We start from the raw sequence: 26,172 nt of genomic DNA, 5'->3' as shown, positions 1-26,172 counted from the left end.
CGACACGCCAGCCTCCTGCAAGGATCGCTTTCTTTTGGTTACTTTTCTTTACGAGTAAAGAAAAGTGACATCTCACACGTTCTAAAACCGCCAACAAAGAGCTCTCACTATTTGGCTCGCCCGCCGCAGAAGCCAAAACGATGCGTGCCCGCGCAACCAGCGACGCTGGGATACTCCGTGAACTCGCCATCAACGCAAGTTGAGACCGCTCGTCTTCGCTCGACACCAGATCCAGCTTCGGTCGTCCCATTGGCATGTTGGCATCTCCCGTTCGTCGATACCAACATCCTACAAAAATATAGATCCGTTAACAACGGAACGGGACACTAGCTTCCGGGATGCGTGGTGGGGCCCCGGTAGCGGAATCCTTGCCCATTCGCCAATCTGCCGTTACCGGCGCGGGCCATCACGACACATCGCCTGTCAATGGTTTCGTGGTAGGGCGGGCGCGGTGGTCAGGGTCTTGGGCATATCAACCCGGTGCCACCGCGCCCACGACGGAACCGGTGCGCTTGCAACTTCGTGGCTGGCCGGTGCGTGAGCGACAGACGGCTGGCATCTGCCGGTACCGGCCTGTAGGGCATCGCAATGGCATGACCCATGGGTTTCGTGGTGGGGCCCCTGACCTCGTTTGCGGTGCCCATTCGCACATCTGCCGTTACCGGTGCGAAGCACCACGACACATCGCCCGTCAATGGTTTCGTGGTGGGGCGGGCGCGGTGGTCAAGGTCTTGGGCATATCAATGCGGTGCCACCGCGCCCACGACGGAACCGGTGCGCCTGCAACTTCGTGGCCGGCCACTCCGCGAGCGACAGACGGCTTGCAGCAAGTGATGTCCGCTACCGGGGGCACCACCACGCATCCCGGAAGCTGGCAGGTTCGTGGCCCTTCAATCCGGTACCGGCAGAAGCCCGCCTGCACTCTGGGCCGTACGACGAAACCACCGAGATTCGAAAGCCTTATTGCTCTGCTCCCGGCAGGGCGGCTTTCTTCTCGTTAGTCTTCTTTGCCGCGCAAAGAAGAGTGACCGACATCCCCCGCAGGGGGATGTCGTATGGCCCTTGGGTCCAAAAGCCAACGCCGAAAAATCAAATCCCAAGCTTGGACAAGAGCCAACGGTTCTGCCCTTGCGTCCAAAAACCACCGCCAATAAAAAAAATCACAAATCCGCCTCAGCCGCCACCCCCACCCGGGCCGCAGGCCCACTCCCACTGCGTAACCGACTAAAACTAACCACAGCTCCCACAATAGCTATCCCCGCAGCCACAAAAAGCGCCAACCGAGCCGCCGCGCTCGAATCAACACTGAACAGCAGCGCCACCACGGCGGTACCGGTGGTTTGCCCAAGCAACCGCGTTGTAGCCTGCGCGCCGCTGGCGCCACCGCTGCGCACCGGTGGCGTTGCCCCGATCATGGCGCGGTTATTGGGCGACTGGAACAGCCCGAACCCCAGCCCGCACATCGCCATGCGCCAGCACACCGCAAAGCTGGACGCTTCCGGCCCGAGCGTCGCCAGGCCAATCAGCCCGCTCCCGAGCAAGGCCAGCCCGATGCCCGCCAGGATGCTGGCGGGATAGCGATCGGACAGGCGTCCCGAGATTGGCGCCATGATGGCCACCATCAGCGGCCACGGCGTGATCAGCAGCCCGGTCTCGTGCAGGGAGCGGCCAAGCTGGTATTCCAGGTAGAAGGGCAGTGCCACGAAGGCCAGCATCTGCGCCATGAAGGAGCAGAACGAGGTGCCCACCGCCAGCGTGAAGGCGCGGCTGGCGAACAGGTCCACCGGCACCAGCGGCGCGTGCTTGTCGCGCTGCATGCGCACCAGCCACCATCCCAGCAACGCCGCCACCACCAGGCCAGCCGCGGCGGCGGGGCGCCATTGCGCGTGGCCCGCGCCGTCCACGCCCAGGATGAACAAGGCAAAGACCAAGGCCGAGAGCAGCGCGCTGCGATAGTCGAAGCTGCGCGGCTGGGGCGGCGTCACCGGCAGCGCGGTGCGGGCCAGCGCCAGCGCGAAGATCGCCACCGGCACGTTGATGGCGAACAGCCACGGCCAGCTCGCCACCGACAGGATCAGCGCGCCCACCGAGGGCCCCACGGCAATGGTAATGCCCACCACCAGCGCGTTCAGCCCGATGCCCCGGCCCAGCTTGGTGGGCGGATAGATAAAGCGCACCAGCGCCGTGTTCACGCTCATGATGCCGGCGCCACCGATGCCCTGCAGCACCCGCGCGGCCACCAGCACCGGCAGGTTGGGCGACAGCGCGCACAACAGCGAGCCCGCGAGGAAGATCGCCAGGCCGCCGCGGTACACGCGCTTGTAGCCAAGGATGTCGCCCAGCGAGGACAGTGGCAGCAGGCACACCGTGACGGTGAGCTGGTAGGCGTTGACCACCCAGATGGTGCTGGACGGGTCCGCCGCCAGCTCGCGCGAGATCGAGGGCAGCGCGATATTGGCGATCGAGCCGTCGAGCACGGCCATGATCAGGCCGCAAAACACGGTGAGGATGGCCCAGGAGCGTTGGGGATAGGGTAGGCCTTGGTGTGGCTGCATGGGCAAGAGGGAGGGTGCTGGTCGAGTGGCGCAAGCATGGCTTGAGATGCTTGACGACACAATTATCGTCCCGCTTGGCTGCGCCCGCAAATGATCCGGTTGTGGTAAGGCGGCGCCGGCAGTGTTGTTTTTCGGTCGCAGAGAAATAGGGCGGTAAACCCGCCATCCTCCACCAAATGCCCGGCTGGCCCGGCGCTATGATCGCCGGCACGATGTCCCGGAAACCAGGTCGCGAACAGCACCTCCCAGTGGGACGCAGCGTTTTCCGGACCGCCATTAGCCATGTCAACACCAACCACCAAGGGCAGCTGGCAGCCAGTACCTACCAGTCTCGATCCCGTCGACTGGAGTGCGCTGAGGGCGCAGGGGCACAGCATGCTCGACGATATGCTGGACCATCTCCAAGGCATTCGCGCGCGGCCGGTGTGGCAGCCGATTCCCGACGCGGTGCGCGCTCGCTTTCGCGAGCCACTGCCCCGCGAGGGCAGCGGGCTGGACCAGGTGCATGGGACCTTCATGGACAGCATCCTGCCGTTTGCCGTGGGCAATGCGCATCCCGGCTTCATGGGCTGGGTGCATGGCGGCGGCACGCCGGTCGGGATGCTGGCGGAGATGTTGGCGGCCGGGCTCAATGCCAACCTGGGTGGCCGCGACCACATCCCGGTCGAGGTGGAGTGGCAGGTGCTGCGCTGGGTGATCGAGCTGTTCGGCTTTCCCGAGGATGCCAGCGGGCTGTTCCTGACCGGCTCCTCCATGGCCAACCTGTCCGGCGTGCTGGTTGCCCGGACCCGGGCGCTCGGGTCCGGGGTACGGTCTACCGGCATGGCGCAGGCTGCGCGGCGCCTGACGGCGTACACCTCCACCCGGGCGCATGGCTGCATCGCCCAAGGCATGGACCTGGCCGGCCTCGGCAAGGACAATCTGCGCTCGATTCGCGTTGACGAGATGGGGCGCATGGATATGGCATGCCTTGCCGCCGCCATTGCTGTCGATCGCGCTGCCGGCTTCCAGCCGTTTCTCGTGGTGGGCACCGCCGGCACGGTGGATACGGGCGCCATCGACGACCTTGCCGAGATCGCGCGCATTGCCCGCCGGGAGCAGTTGCATTTTCATGTCGATGGTGCCTTTGGCGCCCTGGCCATGCTGTGTCCCCAACTGGCGCCGCGCCTGCGCGGCATCGAGCAGGCGGACTCGATCGCCTTCGATTTTCACAAATGGCTGCAGGTCCCCTACGACGCCGGCTTCTTTGTGGTCCGCGACCGGCAATTGCACCTGCGCACCTTTGCCACGCACGAGGGCACGTACCTCAGCCGCGGCGAGCGCGGCATGGCTGCCGGCTCCCCCTGGCCCTGCGATTTCGGGCCGGACCTGTCGCGCGGCTTCCGCGCGTTGAAGACCTGGTTCACGATCAAGGTCTACGGCACCGAGCGGCTGGGCGGCATGATCGCCCACACCTGCACCCTGGCGCAGGAACTCGCGCGGCGCATCGAGTCCGAGCCGGAGCTTGAGCTGCTGGCGCCGGTATCGCTCAACATCGTTTGCTTTCGCTTCATCGGCACCGGTGCCGACGCCGGTGCCAATGCTGGTGCCAATGCGAACCGCGCCATGGAACAGGTCAACCGCGATCTGGTCGTCGCCCTGCAGGAATCCGGCCTTGCCGCGCCTTCGTCGACCGTGCTCGACGGCCGCTTCGCGATCCGGGTTGCCCTGTTCAATCATCGCAGCGCGTCGCAGGATATCGATGTCCTGCTGAACGCTACCCTTGCGCTCGGCCGGTCGCTGAGCGCCACATCACCCGTACCCGTTCCCGAAGCCAGCGGCTTACCACAATGAACGCAATCCTTGATCCCGCCACCATGACGCCGGCCCCTGACACCCTGATCGGCCTGCGCCACCTGCTGCGGGCGGCCCATCAGAACGAGGACCTGCGCCCGCTCGGCGCCGAGCTGATCAACCACCTGCAGTCGCAGCCGGACGATGCCAATGCGTTGATGGATCTCTCGCTGGTCCTGCAGCTCATCGGCGACCACGCGCTGGCCATGACCATCCAGGCCGAGGCGCTGCAGGCGCGCCAGCTCTATCACTTGCCGACCCTGCGCAATGGCGAAGCCCGCTTGCGCGTGCTGGCCATCATGGTGTCGGGCGACCTGATGGCCAACACGCCGCTGGAGTGCTTGCTGGGCAACTCCGACGTGGCGCTCGACGCGCTCTACGTCACGCCGGAGAACCCGCTGCCGCAGGCCGTGCCGGAGCACGATGTGCTGTTCATCGCCGTGGGCGAATCCGACCGCACCCAGCCCGTGCTGGAGCACCTGCGGGCGCTCGCCGCCATCTGGCCGCGCCCGGTGCTCAACCAACCGGATCGCCTGCAACAGCTCTCGCGGGACCGGGCGGCATCGTTGCTGGCCTCGACGCCGGGCGTGTGCATGCCGCCGACGCTGCGCATGGACCGCCAGGTACTGGCCGGCATCGCCAGCGGGCAGGCAGCGATCTCGTCGGTGCTGGGCGAGGGCGCTTTCCCGATCATCGTCAGGCCGCTTGGCTCGCATGCCGGCAAGGGCCTGGAGAAGATCGGCGACGCGGCCGAACTCGCCGGCTACCTGGCGCAGACGGATGAGCCTGCTTTCTATGTCTCTTACTTCATCGATTACCGGAACGCGGATGGCCAGTTCCGCAAATACCGGCTGGTGCTGATTGAAGGGCGCGCGTATGTGTGCCACGTGGGCATCTCCGAGCACTGGATGATCCACTATCTCAATGCCGGCATGGCCGAGAGCGCGGCCAAGCGGGATGAGGAAGCGGCCATCATGCGCGACTTCGACGACACCTTCGCGCTGCGCCACAAGGATGCCCTCGCCCTGATCCAGGAGCGGCTAGGCCTTGACTATGTGGGCCTGGACTGCGCCGAGACGCCGCACGGCGAGTTGCTGGTGTTCGAGGCCGATACGGCGATGGTGGTGCACGATATCGATCCGGTCGACCTCTACCCGTACAAGCAGCCGCAGATGCACAAGATCTTCGCGGCGTTCCGGACCATGCTGATCAACGCCAGCCAGGCCGGCCATGCCGACAGGGCGGATGCTCCCGATGCCGCTGCCATCGACGGCTGACCTGCTGGTCAGCGGCGGGGACCACCGCATCGCGCTGGACCCGGCCACCGGCCGGAACAAGTATGGCTGCCAGCCGCTCGCCTCAACGGGGCTGGTTCCCTTTGGCTCCTCCACGTCGTCGGGGATTTCTCCCGCGGCGTTTGCCGTGGTCGACGCGCTGCGCAACCGGCTTGCCGCGGGGCTGGCGCACCAGCCCGCGGCCGAGCTGTATCGCCGCGAGCTGGACCGGCTGCGCGGCGAGTTGCTGGCGCTGTGCGGCATTGGCGATGCGCTGGGCGCAGGGCTTGTGTTCTCGGCATCCGGCACCGATGTGCACCTGCTCGCGGCGCGCGTTGCCGCGCACGTGGCGGGCGATGGGGCCGGCAGCGATGCGGGCGTCCCGGGCCGGCCGCTGGTGATCCTGGCCGGCGAGGCCGAGAGCGGCAGCGGCGTGGCCGCAGCGCTCGCCGGGCGCCACTTCAGCACGTACAACGCACTGGGCCGTACCACCGTTCCGGGCGAGTCCCTGAGCCAGGCATGCGCTAGCGACATCCTCGATGTGCCGATCCGCAACGCGGACGGCAGCTTGCGCGACGCGAGCGAGGTCGATGCGCAAATCGATGCGCTCGTCAGCCAGGCCGTGCACGACGATCGCCAGGTGCTGCTGGTGTTGATCGACGTCTCCAAGACCGGATGCATTGCGCCGAGCATTGCGTGCGTGACGGCGCTGCACCACCGCTGGCCTAGGGCGGTGCAGGTCCTGGTCGACGCCTGCCAGTTCCGCATTGAGCCGGGCACCCTCCAGGCCTACCTGCGCAACGGCTGCATGGTGGCGCTGACCGGCTCCAAGTTTGTGACCGGTCCACCGTTTTCCGGCGCCTTGCTGCTGCCGGCGGCGATTGGCAAGACGCTGCGCGAGCGCGGCGTTCCGGCAGAGCTGCGCTTGTACTCCGCGCGCGAGGAATGGCCGCAAGGCTGGGCAAGCGCGCAAGCGCTTGGCAGCTATGCGAACTTCGGCCTGCTGCTGCGCTGGCAGGCTGCGATCCACGAGTTGCGCGAGTTCCTCGCGGTGCCTGCCGAGCAAGCCGCAGGCATCCTGCGGCGCTTTGCCAGTGCTATCCAGCAAAGGTTGGGCCGCGATCCCGCCTTTACCGCGCTGGCGGTGCCGGCGCTCGACCGCGCCGCGCTCAACACCCCGTCCCGCTGGGATGAGATCCAGACCATTCACCCCTTCTTGCTGTACCGGTGCCAACCGGGGGGCGGCAGGGTTGCGCTTAGCCGGGAAGAGACGGCCGCCATCTTTCGCCGGGTGCAGGCGCCGGCGAACCCGGCCGCCGCCGTGGCCTACCAGCTTGGCCAGCCCGTGGACAGCGGCCACAGGGCAGGTGTCCCGGTCAGCGCCTTGCGGTTGTGCATGAGCGCCAGGCTGGCAGTCCAGGCCGCGCGGGACCTGGATCAGGAGCGCAACATCATCGGCCAGGCCATGGCTTGCCTGGATATGGTTTCCGCTCTTGTGCACACCCCCTCGCGCGACGTTGGTGTCGCCCCGGTGCTGGATACGGCATTTACATAAGCGCCAGAGCCATTGATGCCGCAGATGCCCTCGTGAGGCCCCTCGTGAGGCCTCTTGATGCACGCTTGTGCAACTAAAAGTGCTTCTTGCATTACTTTAATTAAATTCCTCTAGACCTATCCCCTCTCTGGGAGGGGGAATATCTTCCGACTCTTGCCGTTAGCCATTCTGCAGTGTGGTTCTGAATTCACTTGGAATTGTGCTGCTTAGGCCATAACGAGAGAGCGCGACGCGAAGACGATCGCCCAGATCATCACAAATACGAAAAGCAGGAACGGGTTTGCAGCGCAACGGTTCGCATTGGCGATTCAAGCCATGACCCACGGACCATTCCGCAGCGCCAACGTCCCAACGGGACAAGAGGATTAAAACGTGAACTTCAACAGCCTGACCATCAAGGGCAAGCTCTTGCTGAGCTTTAGCCTGCTAGCCATCATCGCGCTATCCATTTCCGCTTTGTCGCTACGCGCGCTGAGCCAGACCACGGACGGCTTTTCCCGCTACGTGCACGGCATCAACGCGCGCGCCGAAGTCGCCACGCTGGTGCGGACCGCCGTGGACCGGCGCGCCGTCGCGGCGCGCAACCTGGTTCTTGTCAGCAAGCCGGAGGAGCTGGCCGTGGAGAAGGCGGCAGCGCTGCGCGCGCATGAAGACGTGCAGGCGCAGCTGGCAAAGCTCAAGGACATGGTGTCGGGCAACAGCGACGCCAGTGACACCGCGCGCAACCTGGTGCGCGAGATCGACCGCGTGGAGTCGAGCTATGGTCCGGTGGCCATCGCCATCGTCGACCTCGCGCTCGCCGCCAAGCGCGACGAGGCCATCCTCAAGATGAACGAAGAATGCCGCCCCTTGCTGGCGGCGCTGGTCAAGGCGACCGACGCCTATACCGAGTTCACCAATGCGCGCCAGGTCGACACGGTGCGCAAGCTGGAGGAGGACTACGCCGCGCAGCGCAACCTGCTGATCGTCATGTCCATTGCCGCCGTGGTGCTTGCCGCGGCGGGTGGGCTGCTGATCACGCGCTCCATCACCCGGCCCATGCAAACGGCCGTGGACGTGGCGCAAACGGTAGCGCGCGGCGACCTGAGCAGCCGGATTGCCGTGGTGGCGCGGGACGAGACCGGCCGCTTGCTGTCAGCCCTGCGCGACATGAACGAACGCCTGACCGAGATCGTTTCCCGCGTGCGCCAGAGTAGCGCAAGCATTGCCGGGGCATCGGCTGAGATCGCCGCGGGCAATGCGGACCTGAGCCGGCGCACGGAAGAACAGGCGGCATCGCTCGAGGAAACCGCTGCCAGCATGGAAGAGCTGACCGCCACGGTACGCCTGAGCAGCGAGAACGCCAGGCAAGCCAACGAACTGGCCAGGGAGGCCGCCGACATCGCGCAGAGCGGTAGCACGGCGGTTGGCCGCGTCGTGGATACGATGCAGGGCATCAGCGCCAGCTCCACCAAGATTGCCGACATCACCGGCATGATCGAAGGGATCGCCTTCCAGACCAATATCCTTGCGCTCAACGCCGCGGTGGAAGCCGCCAGGGCTGGCGAACAGGGCCGCGGCTTTGCCGTGGTGGCCAGCGAGGTGCGCAGCCTGGCGCAGCGCTCGTCAAGCGCCGCCAAGGAGATCAAGGAGCTGATCGCGGGCTCGCTCCAGCAGATCCAGGACGGCTCCACGCTGGCGGGTGAAGCCGGGCAGACCATGAGCTCGGTGACCAAGGCGGTCGCGCGCGTGAGCAGCATCGTGGAAGACATTGCCAGCGCGTCGATGGAACAAAGCCGCGGCATCGAGCAGGTGAACCAGGCGATCTCGCAGATGGACCAGGTGACCCAGCAGAACGCTGCCATGGTGGAACAAGCCGCCAGCGCGTCCCGCGCGCTGCAGGAACAGGGCCAGGAGCTCAACGAGGTGGTGGCGTTCTTCCGCCTGCCCGGGGCGGCAAGCGCTGGCCGGGGGCACGCGCCGAGCGGCGTGGGGGCAGCGCAGGCTCACAGCGCCATCGCTGCGACCTGATCGCACCCGCGATCACGGCGGATGCTTGCCCGGATCGTGGGCAGGCATCTCCGGCAACTCCGGCATCCCTGTTATCTCCGGTGTCGCCATGCCAGAACAATAGGACGCCAGCCTCGCCGCCTTGTAATAAATTTTAATAAATAATGCCGCGCGTGATGTATCGGCTGCATAAGCGGAGATTCCAATTTTTGGCCGATACCATGGATCATTGACTTAAGCATGGCATTCATATTCTGGATAACTCAATCGAGCTATTTTTTCGCTTTCGCTCCGTTCCGGTAACGCTGGGGATTACCCACCTTCCACTTTCCCATAATGATGGCTTACGCTACCGGCAGGGTGTCGGGATTGCCTGGCGGTCATTTGACCGCTTGGCGGATCGTGTGAACGTGCGTGCAGGCCGACGTTTTCGTTGAGGCGGGCCAACCAATGGAGGCGCAGGCAGTGGCAGGTGATCGACCCGTGATCTATCTAGTCGACGACGATGAAATTGTGCTCTGGACCTACCGGGAGCTACTCCGTGGTCTTGGCGGCGAGATAAGGACGTTCGTTTCTGCCCGCGAGTTTGTCGAATCGTACCGGCCGGCTCCGGTCGAATGCCTGGTTTGCGACCTTCGCATGCCGGGCATGTGCGGGCTGGAGGTGCAGGACGAACTGGCCCGCATGGGGGTGCTTCCTCCCACCATCTTTGTTTCCGCGCACACCAGGGTGGCCTCGGTCGTCAAGGCGATCAAGGCGGGTGCCCTCGATTTTCTCGAGAAGCCCGTCGATGGCGTGCAACTGTTGCAGAAGGTGCGCGGTGCGCTGGAGCGCAGCCGCCAGATCCATGAGCAGCGGCTGGCCTCGGCCGACAAGCACACGCGGCTCGCACTCCTGACGCCTAAGGAGCGCCAGATTGCCTGGCACGTCACCACGGGAAAAACCAGCAAGGCGATCGCCATGGAGCTGGGCCTCAGCGCCCGTACCGTGGAGAACCATCGGGCGCGCCTGATGGAAAAATTGCAGGTCAAATCTGCGATTGAACTGACCACGCTGCTTCTCGATTAAATAGAAAGCAGGCGTGGGGAAAATCCCCAATCAATGATTCGCCGATTGCCCGGCGCCAGGCAGGCATGCCGCGCGCGCCTGGCGGCCGCGACCATCGCAGGACATCATGATCAAGCGCTATTTCCGGAGTTTGCGAGGGGCCGGCAGCAGGGAGGTCCGGCTCAATCTCATCATGACGGCCGCCGCGGTCATCGTGCTCCTGGTATTGAGCCACCAAGTGCTGCAGGTGCTGGAAAGGCAATTCCACCGCAGCGCGGAGAGCCGCCTGAAATCCCTGCTCGAGGCGATGTCCGACCTGAGCTGGATGATGGGCGAGGACTCCGCAGGGCGGGTCAGGACCATCGCGGAGAATCCCGGGCTGATCAACCTGGCCAAGCGCATCCTGGCCAATCCCGAGCGTGCCGACCTGCTCAGCGAATTCGACCAGTGGATCCTGCCGATCTACCGGAGCCGCGGTTTCGAAGGCTATAGCCTGATCCGGCCGGACCATACCATCCTGGCGTCCAGCAGCCCGCGCTACGTGCACACATCCGACCTGACCGAGCCGGCCAGGGGGGCGTTGCGGCGGGCGCTCGAGCTTGGCATCGCGTCGTCGCGGCCCATCATTTCCACGCGGCCGATCGTGACCGAGGGCACGGAGCAGGCGGCCGGGAAACTCTACCAGCTGGCGTGCGCAAGAATCGATGCGGCGGGGCAGACCGCCGGCTTCCTGTGCTTGCGTACCGATCCCTATGTGAGGCTGTTCAAGATCCTCAAGGCCGGCCGGATCGGCAGCACGGGAGAAGCTTACGTGATCGATCCCACGGCACGCATCCTCTCTCCCAGCCGTTTCTCGGGACCCGGAGCGGCGCAGGATCTGCCGCGGCAGGGCGCCGTCGGCGCGCTATGGGCGACCGTGCCGGCCAGACGGCCCGCCGCCGCGCCGCTCGTTCCGGGCGGCGCCGGCGCGGCGCCGACGAAACTCGCGCAGCGCCTGCTGGCAGAGAGAAAGGACGCAGTGACGGTCATCGACGGCGATGACGGCTATGCAGGCTATGACGGTTATGCCGGGCGCAAGGTGATCGGGGCCGGCCGGTGGCTGCCCGGGCTGGATATGGGGCTGATCGTCGAGCAACAGGTCGACGAAGCCTATCAATCGTACTTCCTGGTCAGGACGGCGATCGTGAGCCTGACCGCGATCGCGATCGGGCTGATCCTGGCGCTTGCCGCGTTTGCGTGGCGCACGCGCCGCGGCCTGAGCGAGAACGAGGAACGCTGGAGCGCCTTTCGCGAGAACGTGCCGACGGGCCTGGCCTACAGGAACCAGAGAGGCGCGCTGATCATGGCCAATCGCGCTTACGAGCAAGTCATCGGCTTGGCCCCCGGCGCGGCGCAAGGCGTCAGCGACTGGGACACGATCCCCGACAGCCCCCTTGCCCGGATCCTGCACGATATGCACGAGCGGGTGCTGGCAGGCGGGGCGCCGCAAAGCCAGGTGCATACGATCGCCCAGCGCGGCGGCGAGGCCCGCATCTTCCGTGTGGTCAAGTTTCCGGTGCGCGGGCCGCACGAGGCCGGCATCGCCGGCGTCGGCACGGTAGTCGTCGAGATTACGGAGCAGGAGCGCACCCGGCAAGCCTTGCTGTCGCTGACCAACACGCTGGAAGCGCGCGTCGAGGAGCGCACGCTCCAGCTCACGGCCGCCCGCGAGGCGGCCGAGTCGGCCGCGCGCATCAAGGCGAAGTTCCTGGCCAATATGAGCCATGAGATCAGGACGCCGCTGAACGCCATCATCGGCATGTCGCATCTGGCGCTGAACCAGCGCCAGGACCCGGACCAGGACAGCGCGGAAAAGCTGGATCGCTACCTGGGGCGGATCCATGCGTGCGCCGCGCACCTGCTGGAAGTCGTCAACGATATCCTGGACTTCTCGAAGATCGAGGCGGAAAAGCTCACGATCGATGCGCGGGAGTTCTACCTCGCCGAACTGCTCGACCGTGTGGCCGGCCTGTTCTGGGAAACGGCGGAGGCAAAAGGCATCAAGATCACGATCTCCACATCCCCGGCCATTCCGCCGCGCCTGGTCGGAGATCCGTTGCGGGTCGGGCAGATCCTGATCAACTTCCTGAGCAACGCCTTGAAGTTCACGGATCATGGCGAGGTCACCCTGCGGGTGGGCGAAACGCAGCTTCGCGATGGCCGTATCGGCCTGCGTTTCGAGGTCGAAGACACGGGCGTGGGGATCGCCGCGGATAAGTTGCCGCTGCTGTTCACGCCGTTCCAGCAACTGGACAGCGCGATGAACCGCCGCTTCGAAGGGACGGGCCTGGGGCTGGTGATCAGCAGGAAGCTGGCGGAGCTGATGGGCGGGAGCATTTGCGCGCGCAGCTGGGCGGGCGTCGGGAGCGTCTTCTCGTTCGAAGTGTCGCTGGGGATCCCGGCCGCGGATGGCGCATCCGAGCCGGGCCTGGGGCATGCGAATGCGCCTCTGGCGCGGCCGGATCGCCAGGCCGGGCGGTACGGGCTCGCAGGGCCGCAGTGGCAGGCGCTGCACGGGCGCACGGTCTTGCTGGTGGAGGACAACCCGATCAACCAGGAGGTGGCGCGCGACCTGCTTGAGCTGGCCGGCATGGCTGTGCGGGTGGCCGGCGATGGCCCGAGCGCGCTGGCGGCGCTCAAGGCGCGCGACTTCGATATCGTGCTGATGGACATTCATATGCCGGGCATGGACGGCGTGCAGACCACCCGCGCGATTCGCGATAGCCTGGGCCTTCATGCCCTGCCGGTGCTGGCGCTGACTGCCGACGCGATGTCGGCGGACCGCATCCGCTGCCTGGAAGGCGGGATGAACGATCATATTTCCAAGCCGATCGACGCGCAGGAGATGTTCCGCACCATCCAGGCATGGCTGCCGGCCATGGCCTCGCCAGAGTGCGCGGATGCACCGGCGAACGCGCCGGCATCGGCTCCGGCCATCGAGGGCGCCGTGCAGGCCATGAGGGCCATGAGGGCCATTCCGGGCCTCGACGTTGGCGCAGGCCTCAAATGCTTGCTCGATCGCGACGATCTCTACCTCAACCTGGCCCGGCGGATTTGCGCGGAACGCGCCGATGCGGCAGCGCAGATCCAGGAAGCCCTGGGGCGCGGCGACCTCGACAAGGCAGGTTTCCTGGCCCACGGCATGAAGGCCATCCTGGGCATGCTCGGCGCTACGGCGCTGGCGCAAGCCTGCTCGGCGCTGGAGCATGGCCTGCGGGACGGCGTGACGCACGCGCAAGCGCTTGCGCTGCTTGGCCGGGACTTCCCCGCCTTGATCGCTGCCATGCGTTCGGCGTGCGCCATGGCTGGCCCTGCGTAGGGGGGAGAGTATTTGTACTCTTTTCGGTTGTGCGGTAACCCATGACAATCGCGGCATTGTGTCGATCCGGCGAGAGACGGGCCTCGAAGCCTGCATGGATTCGCTGTCGATCGGACACTGTGGCGGCGTGTCGTCCAGACCCGCCGGCAATGCGGGCGAGTCTTTTGACGTAATCGGCGAACATTGAAATGACTGCGGGGTGTCAGCGTCAATGCCATGCGATCGATGTCCGTGGTTCCTGGGAAGCCCACTTCGGTGGGCTTTTTTCTTGTTCCAGGCCCACACCGGCGCGTGCCGGTCGGCTTCGGTGCGGCTTCGGTGTGGAGTTAACGGCCGTAGGCGCCAATACTTGATCCCCTCCGCAAGAGGGGGATGAATTGCGACGCAAGATGTCCGTTATGGCAAGGCAGGGGCCGGGATGCGCCTAGCGTTGTTGCGTCCCGTGCAATCTGTGGCCTAGCCCGGGCGAAAAGCGAACCGGTGCGAGTAATCCGCTATGTCAAAGCAATATGACGGCATGTCTTTCGAAGCGCGCCGGAAACGCCGTCATATTGCCTGCCCGGCAAGTATCCCGACCTGAATCTCCCCATGCGCTCTGATATTTCCGACGCCCAGCCCACGATTCTCGTGGTGGATGATCTTCCAGAAAACATCGCGATGATGGCCGCGTTGCTTCAGGATCGCTATCGGGTGAAGGTGGCGACCTCGGGCAGTGCGGCGGTGCGCATCGCCACGGCGGCGCCGCCAAGCCTGATCTTGCTTGACGTGATGATGCCGGACATGGACGGCTACGAAGCGTGCCGGCAGCTCAAGGCGAACCCGGCCACCGTGGACGTGCCGGTGATCTTCCTGACGTCCCGTACCGGCGAGCACGACGAGACGCGCGGGTTCCAGGTGGGCGCGGTGGACTACATCATGAAGCCGCTCAGCCCGTTGGTGATGCACGCGCGCATCGCCACCCATCTCACCCTCAAGAACGCCAGGGATTTCCTCCGCGACAAGTCGGCCTACCTGGAGCAGGAGGTGCAGCGGCGGCTGCGGGAAATCTCCATGATCCAGGACGTCACCATCATGGCCATGGCTTCCCTGGCGGAGACGCGCGACAACGAGACCGGCAACCACCTGCGGCGCACCCAGCACTACGTGCGCCGGCTGGCGCAGGCGCTGCGGCACCATCCGCGCTTTTGCAAGGAGCTCAACGACGAAACCATCGAGTTGTTGTTCAAGTCGGCGCCGCTGCATGACATCGGCAAGGTCGGCATCCCCGATCGCATCTTGCTCAAGCCCGGCAAGCTGACCCCCGACGAGTTCGAGGTCATGAAGACCCACACCACGCTGGGCCGGGATGCCATTGCGCATGCCGAGGCCCAGTGCGGCACCCCCAACTCCTTCCTGCGCTACGCCCGCGAGATTGCGCACTATCACCAGGAGAAATGGAATGGCAGCGGCTACCCGGATGGGTTGTCGGGCGATGCGATTCCCGTATCGGCGCGCCTGATGGCGATCGCCGACGTCTACGATGCGCTGATCAGCCGGCGCGTCTACAAGCCCGCATTTCCGCACGAGCAGGCGGTACGGATGATCGGCGAAGGGCGCGGCAGCCATTTCGATCCGGACATGGTGGACGCGTTCCTGGCCATCGCGCCTGAGTTCCTGGCCATTTCGCAGCGCTACGCGGACACCGCCGCGGACCATGCGCGCGAGGTGGCATTGCTGGCCGCCAACGGCTATCCCGCCACCACGCCAGAAGCATGATGGCCCCATCTGCCTCTGGATTCCTGGCTGCCTGGCGCAGGCGGGCGGCCACGCGCGCTGGTATCCGGCGCTATGCCTATCCCATGCTGCTGGTGATGACCGTCTGCCTGCTTGCCGGCGGCGCCACCCAGCTGGTGTACGAGAACGACCGGGCCAACCTGGGCGCGCGCGTGGAGTCGATGCTGGCGACGAACGCGCGGCTGCTGGGGCTCTGGAGTGGCGAGCAACAGCGGCGGGTCGAGCGGATAGCGCGCCTGCCGGAGGCGCTTAGGTTCGCGCGCCCGCTGCTCTCGGCGCCAGGCCAGCCGTCCCCGGATGGCGAGGCGGTGGCCAGGTTTGAACGGTGGGTGACACCGGTCTTCCAGAGCAACGGCTACCTGGGTTATGTCCTGGCTACGCCGGACCTCAAGATCGTGGCGTCGGAGCTGCCGGGCCGCGCTGGCCGCCAGCTCTTGCCGGAACCCTCGCGGACAGCCCGGCGGGCGCTGGAGGAGAGCAGCGCGGCCTCGCCGCCCTATCCGGCCCCGGAACGAACCCGCGACCCGTGGGGCACGCTGGTCGACCTGCCGTTCCAGGTGGTGTGCGCCCGGCTGCTGGACGCGGGACGCGCCATCGGCGTGCTGTGCCTGCGGCTGGATCCCGGCGCCGTGATGCTGCCCATCATCGCGGCCGGCCAGTTCGGCCGCACCGGTGAGCTCTACGCCATCGACGCCCAGGGCCGGCTGGTGTCACCCAGCCGCTTCGGCCCCGAGCTGGAGGCCAAGGGCCGGCTGGCGCCGGGTACCGCATCCATGCTCAATGTATGGGCCCGGGTCCCCGGGCAAACCGGCAAGGACGGGGGCAAGGACGGGGGCAGCGCCCAGCCGGGCGGCCCGCTGACCCTGGTTGCCGAGCGCTTGTTGCGCGACCATTCCTCGGTGCTCGCCTACGACTATGCCGACTACCGTGGCCAGCGGGCCGCGGGCGCAGGCATCTGGGTCGCTGGCCTGGAGATGGGCTTGATCGTGGAACAGGAAATGGACGAAGCGTTCGCCCCGTACCTGTTCACCCGCAACGTGCTGGCGGCACTGACGGCCATCATCCTGCTGCTGATCGGCGCCGCCACGTGGATCGTGCGGCGCGAGGGCAGGCGGCTGGCGGAAAGCCAGGAAAGGATGCGCGCGATGCTCGAGCACTCACCCGCCATCATGTCGCTCAAGGACCGCGATCACGCCATGCTGGCCCTCAACCCGGCCATGCAGGCGCTGCTCGGCGCGAGCGAGGGCGAAGTCCTGGGCCGGTCCGACTGGGATTTCGGCTCCAACCCTGATGTCGCGGGGGCACGCCGGGAAATGGAGGTGCGCGTGATGTCCTCGGGCAAGGCCGAGGAGCACGTCTACGCGATGCGCACGCCCCATGGCGAGCGCCATCTCCAGGTGACGCGCTTCCCGGTGCGAAACCCGGCTACCCATGAGGTGGTGGGGGTCGGCGCGGTGGGCATCGATATCACGGAGCAGGTCGAGGCCAACCGTCGGCTGACCTCGTTGTCCCAGACGCTGGAGCGCCGCGTGGAGGAGCGCACGTGGGAACTCGCCCAGGCCAACGCGGAACTGGTCGTGGCCAAGCAGGCCGCGGAGAGCGCCGCGCATGCCAAGGCCAGCTTCCTGGCCAATATGAGCCATGAGATCCGCACCCCGATGAACGCGGTGATCGGCATGGCGCATCTGGCGCTGCGCACGCGGCTCGATGACAAGCAGCGCGGCTACCTGGAAAAGATCCAGCATTCCGGCCAGCATCTGCTCGAGATCATCGACGACATCCTCGACCTGTCGAAGATCGAGGCCGGCAAGCTGGAGATCGAACGAGTCGATTTTTCGCTGGAGCGGATGCTGCGCACGGTGAGCGACCTGGTGGCCGAGCGGGCCGTTGCCAAGCACCTCGAGCTGATCGTCGAGGTCGCCCCGGACGTGCCGGACTCGCTGCGCGGCGATCCGCTGCGCCTGCGGCAGATCCTGATCAACTTCGCCAACAACGCGGTGAAGTTCACCCATCAGGGCGAAATCGTCATTCGCGTCGAGCGCCACGGCGCCGGCGAATCCCAGCCCCGCATCCGCTTGCGCTTCGAGGTGCGCGACACCGGCATCGGCATCGACGCGGCTACGAGCTCGCGCCTGTTCCAGAGTTTCGAGCAGGCCGACGCTTCCACGACCCGGCGTTACGGTGGCAGCGGCCTGGGCCTGGCCATCTGCCGCCGTCTGGTGGCGTTGATGGGCGGCACCCTCGGGGTGGAAAGCACCCCGGGCCAGGGCAGCAACTTCTGGTTCGAGCTGGACCTGCTGGCGGGCAAGAAGCGGCCTGCCAGCGCCATGGTCGCGCCACAGCTGGCGGGCTGCCGCCTGCTGGTGGCGGACGATCACGACTACGCCCGCCAGGTCATCATTGCCATGCTGCGCAACTTTGGCTTCCGCGTGGACGAGGCCGCCTCAGGCCGGGCCGCGCTGGCAAAGATCGCGCAGGCCGACGAAGCCGCCGATCCCTACCAGGCCGTGTTCATCGACTGGAAGATGCCCGGCCTCGACGGCATCGAGACCGCCCGCCATATCGACGTCATGCGCCTGCGCCACCCGCGCCCGCGCCGCGTCATGATTACCGCCCATGGCCGCGAGGAAGTCTTGCGCGAAGGCGAGCGATCGGGCTTTGACGCGACGCTGATCAAGCCGGTGAGCGCATCCCTGCTGCTGGAGGCGACGGTGCGCACGCTGGCCCCGGACAATGATGCACCGCCGGAGGCGGCGGAGCCGCAAACGGCGGCGCTCGACGTCATGCCAGCGTTGCCGAGCGCGCGCGTGCTGCTGGTCGAAGACAACGACATCAACCGGGAGGTCGCGGTTCACTTGCTGCAGGCCGCGGGCATCTACCCCGATACGGCCGAGAACGGCGCCGTTGCGCTGAACCTGCTCCAGGCCGGCGCCTACGACCTGGTCCTGATGGACGTGCAGATGCCCGTGATGGACGGGTTTGAAGCCACCCGCCACATCCGCGAGCAAGAGGCGTTCGCGAGCCTGCCGGTGGTGGCGATGACGGCCAACGCGTTGCCGGAGGACCGGGCGCGCTGCCTGGCGGCCGGCATGAACGACCATATCGCCAAGCCGATCAGCCCGCCGGCCTTCTACGCCATGCTGCGCCAGTGGCTGGCCGTGCCGGGCGGCGACGACGCGGCCCCGCCAGCCGGGTCCCAGCCAGCCTGGGTGGGCGCGCTGGCGAGTTCCCCGCATCTTGACGTAGCCGGCGGCCTAGGCCGCGTCAGCGGCCGCGCGGAAGTCTACCGGCAGTTGCTTGAGCGCTTTGCCAGCGGCTACGCCGACATGCCGGACCGGATCGGCGAGCGGCTGGCCCGCGGCGAGCGCGACGGCGCGTTGTCGCTCGCGCACTCGCTCAAGGGCCTGGCCGCCAATCTCGGCGCCATGGCGATCTCGAGCGCGGCGGCCACGCTGGAGGCGAGCCTGCAGCTTCCTCACGTGCCCGGGCGCCCCGATCCCGTCACGCTGCTGGCCGCCTTGCGCACCACCTTCCTGCCATTGCTGGCGACGTTGCGCACGCACCTGCCAACCGGGCCCGCAGTGTTGGATGCCGGCGCGCCGGACGCCTTTGGACCTGTTGCGGATCCCGATGTCACGCTGGAGGCCGTGCTCAAGATCCTGCGCGAGCAGCTGGAAGAGGGCGACAGCGCCGCCAACAACACGTTTGCCCGCTACCGGGACGTCTTTGCCCACCTGCTGTCCGCCGATGGCTGCCAGCGCTTGCAGGCGCAAGTCGAGCGCTACGACTACCTGGCCGCGCTGGCCACGCTGGACGGCGGCATCGCGCCATAGGCATAGGCAGGGCCGCCGGCGCCGCTGCGGCGTGTCCGTGCCTCGGTGCCTGGGTGCCTCGGCGCCTCAGTGCGAGTGCCGGTGATGCGTATCCGGATAGTGCGGGTGCTTGTGCACCAGCGGCTCGTGCCGGTGCAAGTGCCGGTGCGGCTCCTGCCCATCCCAGTCGAAGGCGTGCTCGTGCTGGTGGTGCGCATCGTGGCGATGCGCGTGGCTGTGCTCGGTCGCCTCGTGGCTGTGCTCGTGCTCATGATGCTCGCGCAGGTGCAGCCACACGCCCAGCGCCATCAGCGCCGCCGCCACGTAGAACACCGGCTGCGGAGCCTGCGGCCACATGCCGAACGCGATCACCACGCCGAACAGCGGCGCTACGGAGAAATACGCGCCGGTGCGGGCGGTCCCCAGCAGCCGCAGTGCGATGACGAACAGCGCCAGGCTCACGCCGTAGCCGAGGAACCCGATGATCATGGCCGCGCCCAGCGCGGGCAGCGCCGGCAGGTGGTCACCGCCGGCCAGTGCCAGCCCGGTGTTGCACAGGCCGGCAACCAGCCCCTTGATGCAGGCGATCAGCATGGCGTCGTTGCTTGACACCTTGCGCGTCAGGTTGTTGTCGATGGCCCAGCACAGGCACGCGCCGACGATCAGCAAGGCGCCGGCGGACAACCGCAGGCTGCCCGGCTGCCAGGACAACAGCAGGCCGCCCGCCACGATGGCAAGCATGCCAAGGACGATGTGGCGGCTGGCGTTTTCCCTGAAGACCAGCCAGGCGATCAGCGCGGTGAATACCCCTTCCACGTTCAGCAGCAGGGAGGCCGATGCCGCGTTGGTGCTGGCCAGGCCGGTCATCAGCAGGGCCGGCCCCGCCACGCCGCCGGCCAGGATGGCGCCCAGCAGCCATGGCGTCTCGTGGCGCGGCACGGTGAGCGGGCTTGCGGCGGCGCCGGTCATGCTGCGCCGCAGCGCCAGCAGGATGCCAAGCCCCAGCCCGCTGCCCAGGTAAAGCAGGCCGGCCAGCAGCAACGGCGGGATCGACCCGGCCAGGGCCTTTGCAAGTGGCGTACTTGCCCCAAACAGCAGGGCGGCGGCCAGGGCGGGGGCGGCGGTTCGGATGGCCATGGGCAAGGCGGAAAGGCGTGGCAATGCCGTATTGTCGCTCCACGGCATGGTGCCGGCGGATACTATATATTCCAGTCTTGGACGCCATGCCAGGCATGGCGGTTTCCACTCTGGATGCTATGAAAACACCATCGCAATACGTGGGCGGCTGGTTGATCTGCGCGGCTGCGCTGTTGATGCTGCCTGCCTGCGCCATCCTGCAGCCGGTGCAGGAAGGCCAAAAACTGATCGGCTCCCCGGAAAGCGCGGTGCGCGCGACCTTCGGCGAGCCCACCGGTGTCTACCGGCTGGCCGACGGCTCCGCGCGCTGGATCTACTCCAAGCAACCGCTGGGCTACGAGGCCTACGCGGCCGATTTCGATGCCAGCGGAAAACTCACGAACTTCCGGCAGATGCTGGTCACTGCCGAGATCTACCAGGCCAAGGTCGATAGCTGGACCAAGCGCGACGTGGAGGAGCATTTTGGCAAGCCGCTTGAGCCGGTGCAGTACTACCCGCTGATGCAGCGCGATGTCTGGTCCTATCGCTTCCGCCAGGACGGCAACCTGTCCTCTCTGTTCAATTGCTACTTCGACAAGCAGGGCATCCTGCGGCAGGTGCAGATCACGCTGGATCCGCTGGGAGGGGATTCCAGCCGGGCGCCTTGATGTGCGCTGGCGCGGCCTGCAATCCATGCTTCGTCACAAGCTGAAACGTTCTCCCGCATCGCGCGCCCACAATGGCGACGATGCCCATCGGAGAGAACGCCATGCCAGCCTCACCCAGCGCGGATGCACGCGCAAACCGCGCCCAAGCCGCCAGCGGCCCCGCGCTGGACCTGGCCCTGCTGCTGGCCTTGTCCACCCTCTGGGGCGCGTCTTACACATTCATCCGGCTTGGCGTGGCCACGATTCCCCCGGTCACGCTGATTGCGGCCAGGACGTTGATCGCCGGTGCGTTGCTGGTGGCGTGGATGGCGGCAAGAGGCCTGCCGATCCCGCGCGGCGCGGCAGTCTGGCGCCGCTTTGCGGTACAGGCCATGCTCAACAGCGTGGTGCCGTTCACGCTCATCGCGTGGGCCGAGCAGTCGGTGCCAGCGGGGCTGGCGACGATCCTGAACGCCGCGTCGCCGGTGATTGCCGTACTGGGCACGTGGCTGGTCACGCGCCATGAGCGCATCACGGCGCGCAAGCTGTCCGGCGTGGTGGCGGGGCTCGCGGGCATCTGCCTGATCGTCGGCACCAGCGTGCTGGGCGGGCTTGGGCAGCAGCTGGTGCCGCAGCTTGCGATCGTTGCCGCTACCGTCTGCTATGCCGGCGCGGCAATGTATGGCCGCTCCTTCAAGGACCTGCCCGCCGCCGCGCCCGCCGCGGGCTCGATGATCGTCGGGGCGGCGATACTGGTGCCGGCAAGCCTGGCCATCGACCGGCCCTGGACGCTGCATCCGTCCCTGTCATCGCTTGGCGCGCTGCTGGCACTTTCCGTGTTCTCGACCGCGCTGGCCTTTGTCATCTACTTCCGCCTGGTACGCACGCTGGGGCCGGTGGGCACCACGGCGCAAGCCTATCTGCGCGTGCCGATCGGGGTTGCCATCGGCATCGTGTTTCTTGGGGAATCGCTGACTGCGGGAGCGTGGGCCGGCCTGGCGTGTGTCGTCGCGGGCGTAGCCGCCATGACGATGCCTGCGCGGCACCGGACAGGCCGGCAACAGGACTAGGCCGCGGCCGAGGTATATTGTGGATCGCGCCAGCCAGGCACTCCGTCCGGCACTCTTCCCCACACCATGGAACGCTTCACAATTTCGCTCGACAACCAGCTCGCCGCCGAATTCGACCGGCTGATTTCCGAGCGTGGCTATGACAACCGCTCCGAAGCGGTGCGCGACATCCTGCGCAGCCACCTGGACCGCTGGCGCGAGGCCTGCGATGCCGACGGCCCGTGCGTGGCCAACCTGTCCTACGTCTACAACCACCACGAGCGCGAGCTTGCCGAGCGGCTGACCCGCATCCAGCATGCCCATCACGACCTGACGATCTCGTCCATGCACGCGCACCTGGACGCTGACAACTGCATCGAGACGGTGATCCTCAAAGGCCCGGCCAGCGCGGTCAGGCAACTGGCGGATGCCATCAGCAGCGAGCGCGGCGTGCGCCAGGGCAAGCTCAATATCGTGATGGTCGAAGCTGACCCCAGCCACGCGCATTCGCATTCGCACGACTGAAAACGCATAGGGATTTCTGCACTGGCACGGTGCACGCGTGCAGGTATGAAGTTTGCTAAAAACTTCATACGTTTTCATATAATAAAAAATGCGCGCGTCCGTTTTTGCCACCCTGCTCGCCCATGCCAGCCTCGTCGTCATCCACCCTGCCATCGCCGGCGGCCTGCAGCAGGGTGATGCACAGCTGCAGGCCGTCACCGTCCGCGGCTCCAAGGAGGAAGCCGTCGCCACGGGCGAGGCCGCCAGCCAGGGCTATGTCACGCGCGAGCAACTGGAGAACCGGCCATTGCTGCGTCCTGGCGAATTGCTCGAGACGGTGCCCGGGCTGATCGTCACGCAGCACAGCGGCGACGGCAAGGCCAACCAGTACTTCCTGCGCGGCTTCAACCTCGACCACGGCACCGACCTGGCCACCACCATAGCAGGCATGCCCGTCAACATGCGGACCCATGCCCATGGCCAGGGCTACACCGACCTCAATTTCGTCATCCCCGAACTGGTCAACGGCATTGCCTACAAGAAGGGCACGTTCTTCGCGGAAGAGGGCGACTTCTCGGCCGCTGGCGCGGTTCGGATGGATTATGTCTCCAGCCTGCCGCAAGGCATCGCGCAGGTGGAGCTTGGCCAGCACAGCTATCGGCGCGCGCTGCTGGCCGACTCGTTCCAGGCCGGACCGGGCACGCTGCTCTATGGCTTCGAATGGCTTGGCGAGAACGGCCCGTGGGTGCTGCCGGAAGGCGTGCACAAGCTCAACGGGGTGCTGCGCTACACCTTGCCGCTGGGCGGCGGCGAGCGCCTGGGCATCACGGCGATGGCCTACAAGAACGCCTGGAACGCGACGGACCAGGTGCCGCAGCGCGCCATCGACCAAGGGCTGATTTCGCGCTTTGGCTATATCGATCCCACCGACGGTGGCGCCTCGTCGCGCTACAGCCTGTCCGCCGACTGGCTGCGCCCGTTGCAGGACGGCCACCTCAAGGCCAACGCCTACGTGGTCAAAAGCCGCTTGCAATTATTCTCCAACTTTACCTATGCGCTGAACAACTCCGAGCGCGGCGACCAGTTCGAGCAGTTCGAGAACCGGGTAACCACGGGTGCCAATGCATCGCGCACCTGGTTCGGCAAGCTGGCCGGGCGCGACGCCGAGACCGAGGTCGGCGCGCAGCTGCGCTATGACCGGCTCGATCCCATCACGCTCAACAACACTGAGGCGCGGCAGGCTTACCAGCAGATTCGCGGCGACCGCGTCAACGAAACCAGCGCGGCGCTGTACGCGCGCAATACCGTGCAGTGGCTGCCCTGGCTGCGCACCGTGGCGGGCTTGCGCGCCGACCAGTTCCTGTACGGCGTTGCCAGCGATAATCCCGCCAATTCCGGCAATAGCAGCGACCACATCGTCAGCCCCAAGCTGAGCCTGGTGCTCTCGCCCACGGCCAGGACCGATGTGTTCTTCAACTGGGGTCGCGGATACCACAGCAACGATGTACGCGGCGCCACCACCACGGTTGATCCCGCCATGGGAGATCCTGCGCGGAAGGTCAGCGTGCTGGTGCCCGCCACGGGCTATGAGCTGGGTGTACGCACGAGCGAGGTGTTGCCCGGCTTGCAGTTGTCGGCATCGCTGTGGCGCCTCGATATCGGCTCCGAGCTGGTGTTCTCGGGCGACACCGGCACCACCGAGCCCAGCCGGCCGAGCCGGCGCACGGGCATCGAGCTCGCGGCGTACTACGTGCCGGTGGAGGGCATCATTGTGGATGCGGACGCCGCGTTTTCCCGCGCGCGGTTCCGCGATCACGAGAGCATTGGCGACTACATTCCGGAATCCATCCAGACCACCGCATCGATGGGCTTGTCCGCCAACCGCGGCCGCTGGTCGGTCGGCGCGCGCATGCGTTATTTTGGCCCGCGCCCGCTGGTCGAGGACAACAGCGTGCGTTCCGCCTCGTCGTTCCTGGTCAACTTCAAGCTGGGCTATCGCGTGCGCAAGAACGTGCGGATTTTTGCGGAAGTGCTCAACGTGCTGGGCAAGCGGGCCAACGACATCGACTACTACTATGCCTCCCTGCTCAAGGGAGAGACTTCGCCGGTCGACGCCAGCGCTGCGGCTGCCGGCATCAACGACCACCATCGCCACCCTGCCGAGCCGCGTACGCTGCGCGTGGGCGTCACCTGGAGCTTCTGAGGGCGGCCTCCGGCCCCTGGCTCAGAACCCGGCCTTGTGCACCGGGCCATCCCAGCCGTCGAGGTACTTGGGCAGCGCGTCGTCGACTTCCACCACGCGATGGCGGTAGAACAGGTGCATGGCCGGCCGCAGCGCGTCCGGCAGCACGCCGCCGCAGGCCCGCGCGAAGAGGTTGTTCGGGATCACCGACATGCCCAGCCGGTTGATGCCAAAGAGCGTCTCGCCGCACTGCGGGCAAAACTGGCGCTGGAGCTGCCGGGTCGCATGGTGATAGGTGGCCAGGTGTTGCGCGCCGCGCGCCACCACCACGTTGGCCGGCTCCCAGGCCGTGGCGGCGAATATCGGCGTGGCATAGAAATCCCGGCAGGCCTGGCAATGGCAATTGGCTCTTGCCACCGGTTCCCCGGCAATGCGCAGCCGCACCTGGCCGCAAAGGCACTCCAACGTAGCGGGAATCTGCATTGGCGCTGTCTCCTGTTGTTTGAATGGCGGAGTGCATTCTACTTGGCAGCGGCGCAGGCTGCAGGGCGTCCCCCCGGGGCGCTTATCCTGCCAGGGCCGCATCCAGCATGGCGCCGAACAACCCGATCAGCAGCGCGATGGCCGAGGCGATGAACCAGCGCACCGTCTTGCGGTACTCGGGCACCTGGTCGTCCTCGACCCGCAGCGAGCGGAACAGGGCGATGATCTGCAGGCACACGGCCGCCACCAGCGAGGTGGCGGCGAACAACGCCTGGATGCTCCAGCGGCCGGGGCTCTCGAAGCCCCAGAAGCGCCAGAACGCCAGCGAAAAGCCCAGCAAGACCGTGATGGCGGTGATGATGCCTTGCCGGTAGCCGGCCGGCACGACCTGGGGTGGCGCGCTTGCCGCCTTGGGGGCGGGCGGCGGCGGGACGGCGGGAGCGGGATCGGCTTGAGGGGCGGTCATGGGTTGTCCTACTCCTGATCGGTGCCGCAAGGCCATGGAAGTGATGCAACGAGTATAGGCACCGGCCGGCTCCGACCGTCTCCGGCATTACAATGCCGCTTCAAAGCCGCAGCCTTGCCCGCAAAGCTGACCGGCCTCGTTTTTTTCGCCTACGCCTTATCCCCGACCACTTATGTCCTCGCTTTCTCCCTCAGGCAATCGCATCTGGTTCGATGGCGCCGCCGGCAGCATCGAAGCCCTGACGGATGCGCCCCAAGGCCCGATCCGCGCGATCGCCGTCGTGGCGCACCCGCATCCGCTGCTGGGCGGCAGCGCGGAGCACAAGATCCCGGTGGCGCTGGCCAGGATCTTCCAGGCACGCGGCTTCCTTGCCGTGCGGCCGAATTTCCGGGGCGTGGGCGGCACGCAAGGCAGCCACGATGCGGGAGAGGGCGAGACGGACGACTTGCTTGCCGTGGTCCGGCAGATCAAAGAGGCGCACCCGGGCCTGCCGCTGGCGCTGGCGGGATTCTCGTTCGGCGCGTATGTG

The 26,172-nt window shown here is 66.5% G+C and carries 17 protein-coding genes and 1 pseudogene; 13 read left to right on the top strand and 5 right to left on the bottom strand.

Annotated elements, in window-relative coordinates:
• Together ACYP5B_RS51700 and ACYP5B_RS51695 are read right to left on the bottom strand one after the other, a co-directional pair.
• Positions 1–256: pseudogene (locus ACYP5B_RS51700) on the bottom strand (hypothetical protein); the annotation flags it as partial.
• Positions 257–1,160: 904 nt separating this feature from the next.
• On the bottom strand, positions 1,161–2,555 hold the full coding sequence (locus ACYP5B_RS51695) for an MFS transporter (RefSeq protein WP_459575269.1): 1,395 nt from the start codon (positions 2,553–2,555) through the stop codon (positions 1,161–1,163).
• A 282-nt stretch (positions 2,556–2,837) separates the two neighbouring features.
• On the opposite strand from ACYP5B_RS51695, the gene ACYP5B_RS51690 reads away from it, so the two are divergent.
• The 8 genes from ACYP5B_RS51690 to ACYP5B_RS51655 all read left to right on the top strand — a co-directional run bounded on the left by ACYP5B_RS51690 (position 2,838) and on the right by ACYP5B_RS51655 (position 19,217).
• Entirely contained in the window at positions 2,838–4,388 is a 1,551-nt protein-coding gene (locus ACYP5B_RS51690) for a pyridoxal phosphate-dependent decarboxylase family protein (RefSeq protein ID WP_459575267.1), read from the top strand.
• Positions 4,385–5,665, top strand: a complete 1,281-nt coding sequence (locus tag ACYP5B_RS51685; protein WP_459575266.1) for an ATP-grasp domain-containing protein — start codon at positions 4,385–4,387, stop codon at positions 5,663–5,665. The genes ACYP5B_RS51690 and ACYP5B_RS51685 overlap by 4 nt, the downstream gene beginning before the upstream one ends.
• Positions 5,643–7,217 carry a hypothetical protein gene (locus ACYP5B_RS51680; RefSeq protein WP_459575264.1) on the top strand — a complete coding sequence of 525 codons (1,575 nt, stop codon included), beginning with the start codon at positions 5,643–5,645 and terminating at the stop codon, positions 7,215–7,217. The genes ACYP5B_RS51685 and ACYP5B_RS51680 overlap by 23 nt, the downstream gene beginning before the upstream one ends.
• Before the next feature lie 372 nt (positions 7,218–7,589).
• Positions 7,590–9,227, top strand: coding sequence for a methyl-accepting chemotaxis protein (locus ACYP5B_RS51675; RefSeq protein WP_459575263.1), 1,638 nt, complete (start codon positions 7,590–7,592; stop codon positions 9,225–9,227).
• A gap of 462 nt (positions 9,228–9,689) precedes the next feature.
• Positions 9,690–10,274, top strand: coding sequence for a response regulator transcription factor (locus ACYP5B_RS51670; protein WP_400099508.1), 585 nt, complete (start codon positions 9,690–9,692; stop codon positions 10,272–10,274).
• Between the two features lie 106 nt (positions 10,275–10,380).
• Entirely contained in the window at positions 10,381–13,611 is a 3,231-nt protein-coding gene (locus ACYP5B_RS51665; RefSeq protein WP_459575261.1) for a response regulator, read from the top strand.
• A 588-nt stretch (positions 13,612–14,199) separates the two neighbouring features.
• Positions 14,200–15,366: a response regulator gene (locus ACYP5B_RS51660; RefSeq protein ID WP_459575259.1), complete on the top strand. Its 1,167-nt coding sequence runs from the start codon at positions 14,200–14,202 to the stop codon at positions 15,364–15,366.
• Positions 15,363–19,217 carry a response regulator gene (locus ACYP5B_RS51655; protein ID WP_459575257.1) on the top strand — a complete coding sequence of 1,285 codons (3,855 nt, stop codon included), beginning with the start codon at positions 15,363–15,365 and terminating at the stop codon, positions 19,215–19,217. Before ACYP5B_RS51660 ends, ACYP5B_RS51655 begins: the two co-directional genes overlap by 4 nt.
• 66 nt (positions 19,218–19,283) lie before the next feature.
• Here the strand turns inward: ACYP5B_RS51655 and ACYP5B_RS51650 are convergent, their stop codons facing one another.
• On the bottom strand, positions 19,284–20,333 hold the full coding sequence (locus ACYP5B_RS51650; protein WP_459575256.1) for a DMT family transporter: 1,050 nt from the start codon (positions 20,331–20,333) through the stop codon (positions 19,284–19,286).
• Between the two features lie 119 nt (positions 20,334–20,452).
• On the opposite strand from ACYP5B_RS51650, the gene ACYP5B_RS51645 reads away from it, so the two are divergent.
• The 4 genes from ACYP5B_RS51645 to ACYP5B_RS51630 all read left to right on the top strand — a co-directional run bounded on the left by ACYP5B_RS51645 (position 20,453) and on the right by ACYP5B_RS51630 (position 24,715).
• Positions 20,453–20,980 carry a hypothetical protein gene (locus tag ACYP5B_RS51645; protein WP_400099498.1) on the top strand — a complete coding sequence of 176 codons (528 nt, stop codon included), beginning with the start codon at positions 20,453–20,455 and terminating at the stop codon, positions 20,978–20,980.
• A 101-nt stretch (positions 20,981–21,081) separates the two neighbouring features.
• Positions 21,082–22,029, top strand: coding sequence for a DMT family transporter (locus tag ACYP5B_RS51640; protein ID WP_459575255.1), 948 nt, complete (start codon positions 21,082–21,084; stop codon positions 22,027–22,029).
• Between the two features lie 66 nt (positions 22,030–22,095).
• Positions 22,096–22,533, top strand: coding sequence for a nickel-responsive transcriptional regulator NikR (gene nikR, locus ACYP5B_RS51635; RefSeq protein ID WP_459575253.1), 438 nt, complete (start codon positions 22,096–22,098; stop codon positions 22,531–22,533).
• Between the two features lie 88 nt (positions 22,534–22,621).
• Positions 22,622–24,715, top strand: a complete 2,094-nt coding sequence (locus tag ACYP5B_RS51630; RefSeq protein ID WP_459575251.1) for a TonB-dependent receptor — start codon at positions 22,622–22,624, stop codon at positions 24,713–24,715.
• Positions 24,716–24,736: 21 nt separating this feature from the next.
• On the opposite strand, the gene ACYP5B_RS51625 is transcribed toward ACYP5B_RS51630, so the two are convergent.
• A complete protein-coding gene (locus ACYP5B_RS51625; RefSeq protein WP_400099491.1) occupies positions 24,737–25,177 on the bottom strand; it encodes a GFA family protein in 441 nt (146 codons plus the stop codon).
• A gap of 82 nt (positions 25,178–25,259) precedes the next feature.
• On the bottom strand, positions 25,260–25,643 hold the full coding sequence (locus tag ACYP5B_RS51620; RefSeq protein WP_400099490.1) for a hypothetical protein: 384 nt from the start codon (positions 25,641–25,643) through the stop codon (positions 25,260–25,262).
• Between the two features lie 172 nt (positions 25,644–25,815).
• Here ACYP5B_RS51620 and ACYP5B_RS51615 point away from each other — a divergent pair.
• On the top strand, positions 25,816–26,172 hold a 357-nt coding region (locus ACYP5B_RS51615), incomplete at its 3' end, for an alpha/beta hydrolase (RefSeq protein WP_459575249.1).

The organism is Cupriavidus sp. 8B (assembly GCF_054589115.1).
Note: the sequence above shows the minus strand (reverse complement) of the source record. Positions and strands in the feature narration are given on the sequence as shown.

Excerpts from the sequence above, each read along its gene's own strand:
- ACYP5B_RS51680 (WP_459575264.1), top strand. The coding sequence starts at position 5,643 with ATGCCGCTGCCATCGACGGCTGACCTGCTGGTCAGCGGCGGGGACCAC.
- ACYP5B_RS51660 (WP_459575259.1), top strand. The coding sequence starts at position 14,200 with ATGCGCTCTGATATTTCCGACGCCCAGCCCACGATTCTCGTGGTGGAT.
- ACYP5B_RS51655 (WP_459575257.1), top strand. The coding sequence starts at position 15,363 with ATGATGGCCCCATCTGCCTCTGGATTCCTGGCTGCCTGGCGCAGGCGG.
- ACYP5B_RS51685 (WP_459575266.1), top strand. The coding sequence starts at position 4,385 with ATGAACGCAATCCTTGATCCCGCCACCATGACGCCGGCCCCTGACACC.
- nikR (WP_459575253.1), top strand. The coding sequence starts at position 22,096 with ATGGAACGCTTCACAATTTCGCTCGACAACCAGCTCGCCGCCGAATTC.
- ACYP5B_RS51665 (WP_459575261.1), top strand. The coding sequence starts at position 10,381 with ATGATCAAGCGCTATTTCCGGAGTTTGCGAGGGGCCGGCAGCAGGGAG.
- ACYP5B_RS51690 (WP_459575267.1), top strand. The coding sequence starts at position 2,838 with ATGTCAACACCAACCACCAAGGGCAGCTGGCAGCCAGTACCTACCAGT.
- ACYP5B_RS51620 (WP_400099490.1), bottom strand. The coding sequence starts at position 25,643 with ATGACCGCCCCTCAAGCCGATCCCGCTCCCGCCGTCCCGCCGCCGCCC.
- ACYP5B_RS51695 (WP_459575269.1), bottom strand. The coding sequence starts at position 2,555 with ATGCAGCCACACCAAGGCCTACCCTATCCCCAACGCTCCTGGGCCATC.
- ACYP5B_RS51645 (WP_400099498.1), top strand. The coding sequence starts at position 20,453 with ATGAAAACACCATCGCAATACGTGGGCGGCTGGTTGATCTGCGCGGCT.
- ACYP5B_RS51630 (WP_459575251.1), top strand. The coding sequence starts at position 22,622 with ATGCGCGCGTCCGTTTTTGCCACCCTGCTCGCCCATGCCAGCCTCGTC.
- ACYP5B_RS51650 (WP_459575256.1), bottom strand. The coding sequence starts at position 20,333 with ATGGCCATCCGAACCGCCGCCCCCGCCCTGGCCGCCGCCCTGCTGTTT.
- ACYP5B_RS51640 (WP_459575255.1), top strand. The coding sequence starts at position 21,082 with ATGCCAGCCTCACCCAGCGCGGATGCACGCGCAAACCGCGCCCAAGCC.
- ACYP5B_RS51625 (WP_400099491.1), bottom strand. The coding sequence starts at position 25,177 with ATGCAGATTCCCGCTACGTTGGAGTGCCTTTGCGGCCAGGTGCGGCTG.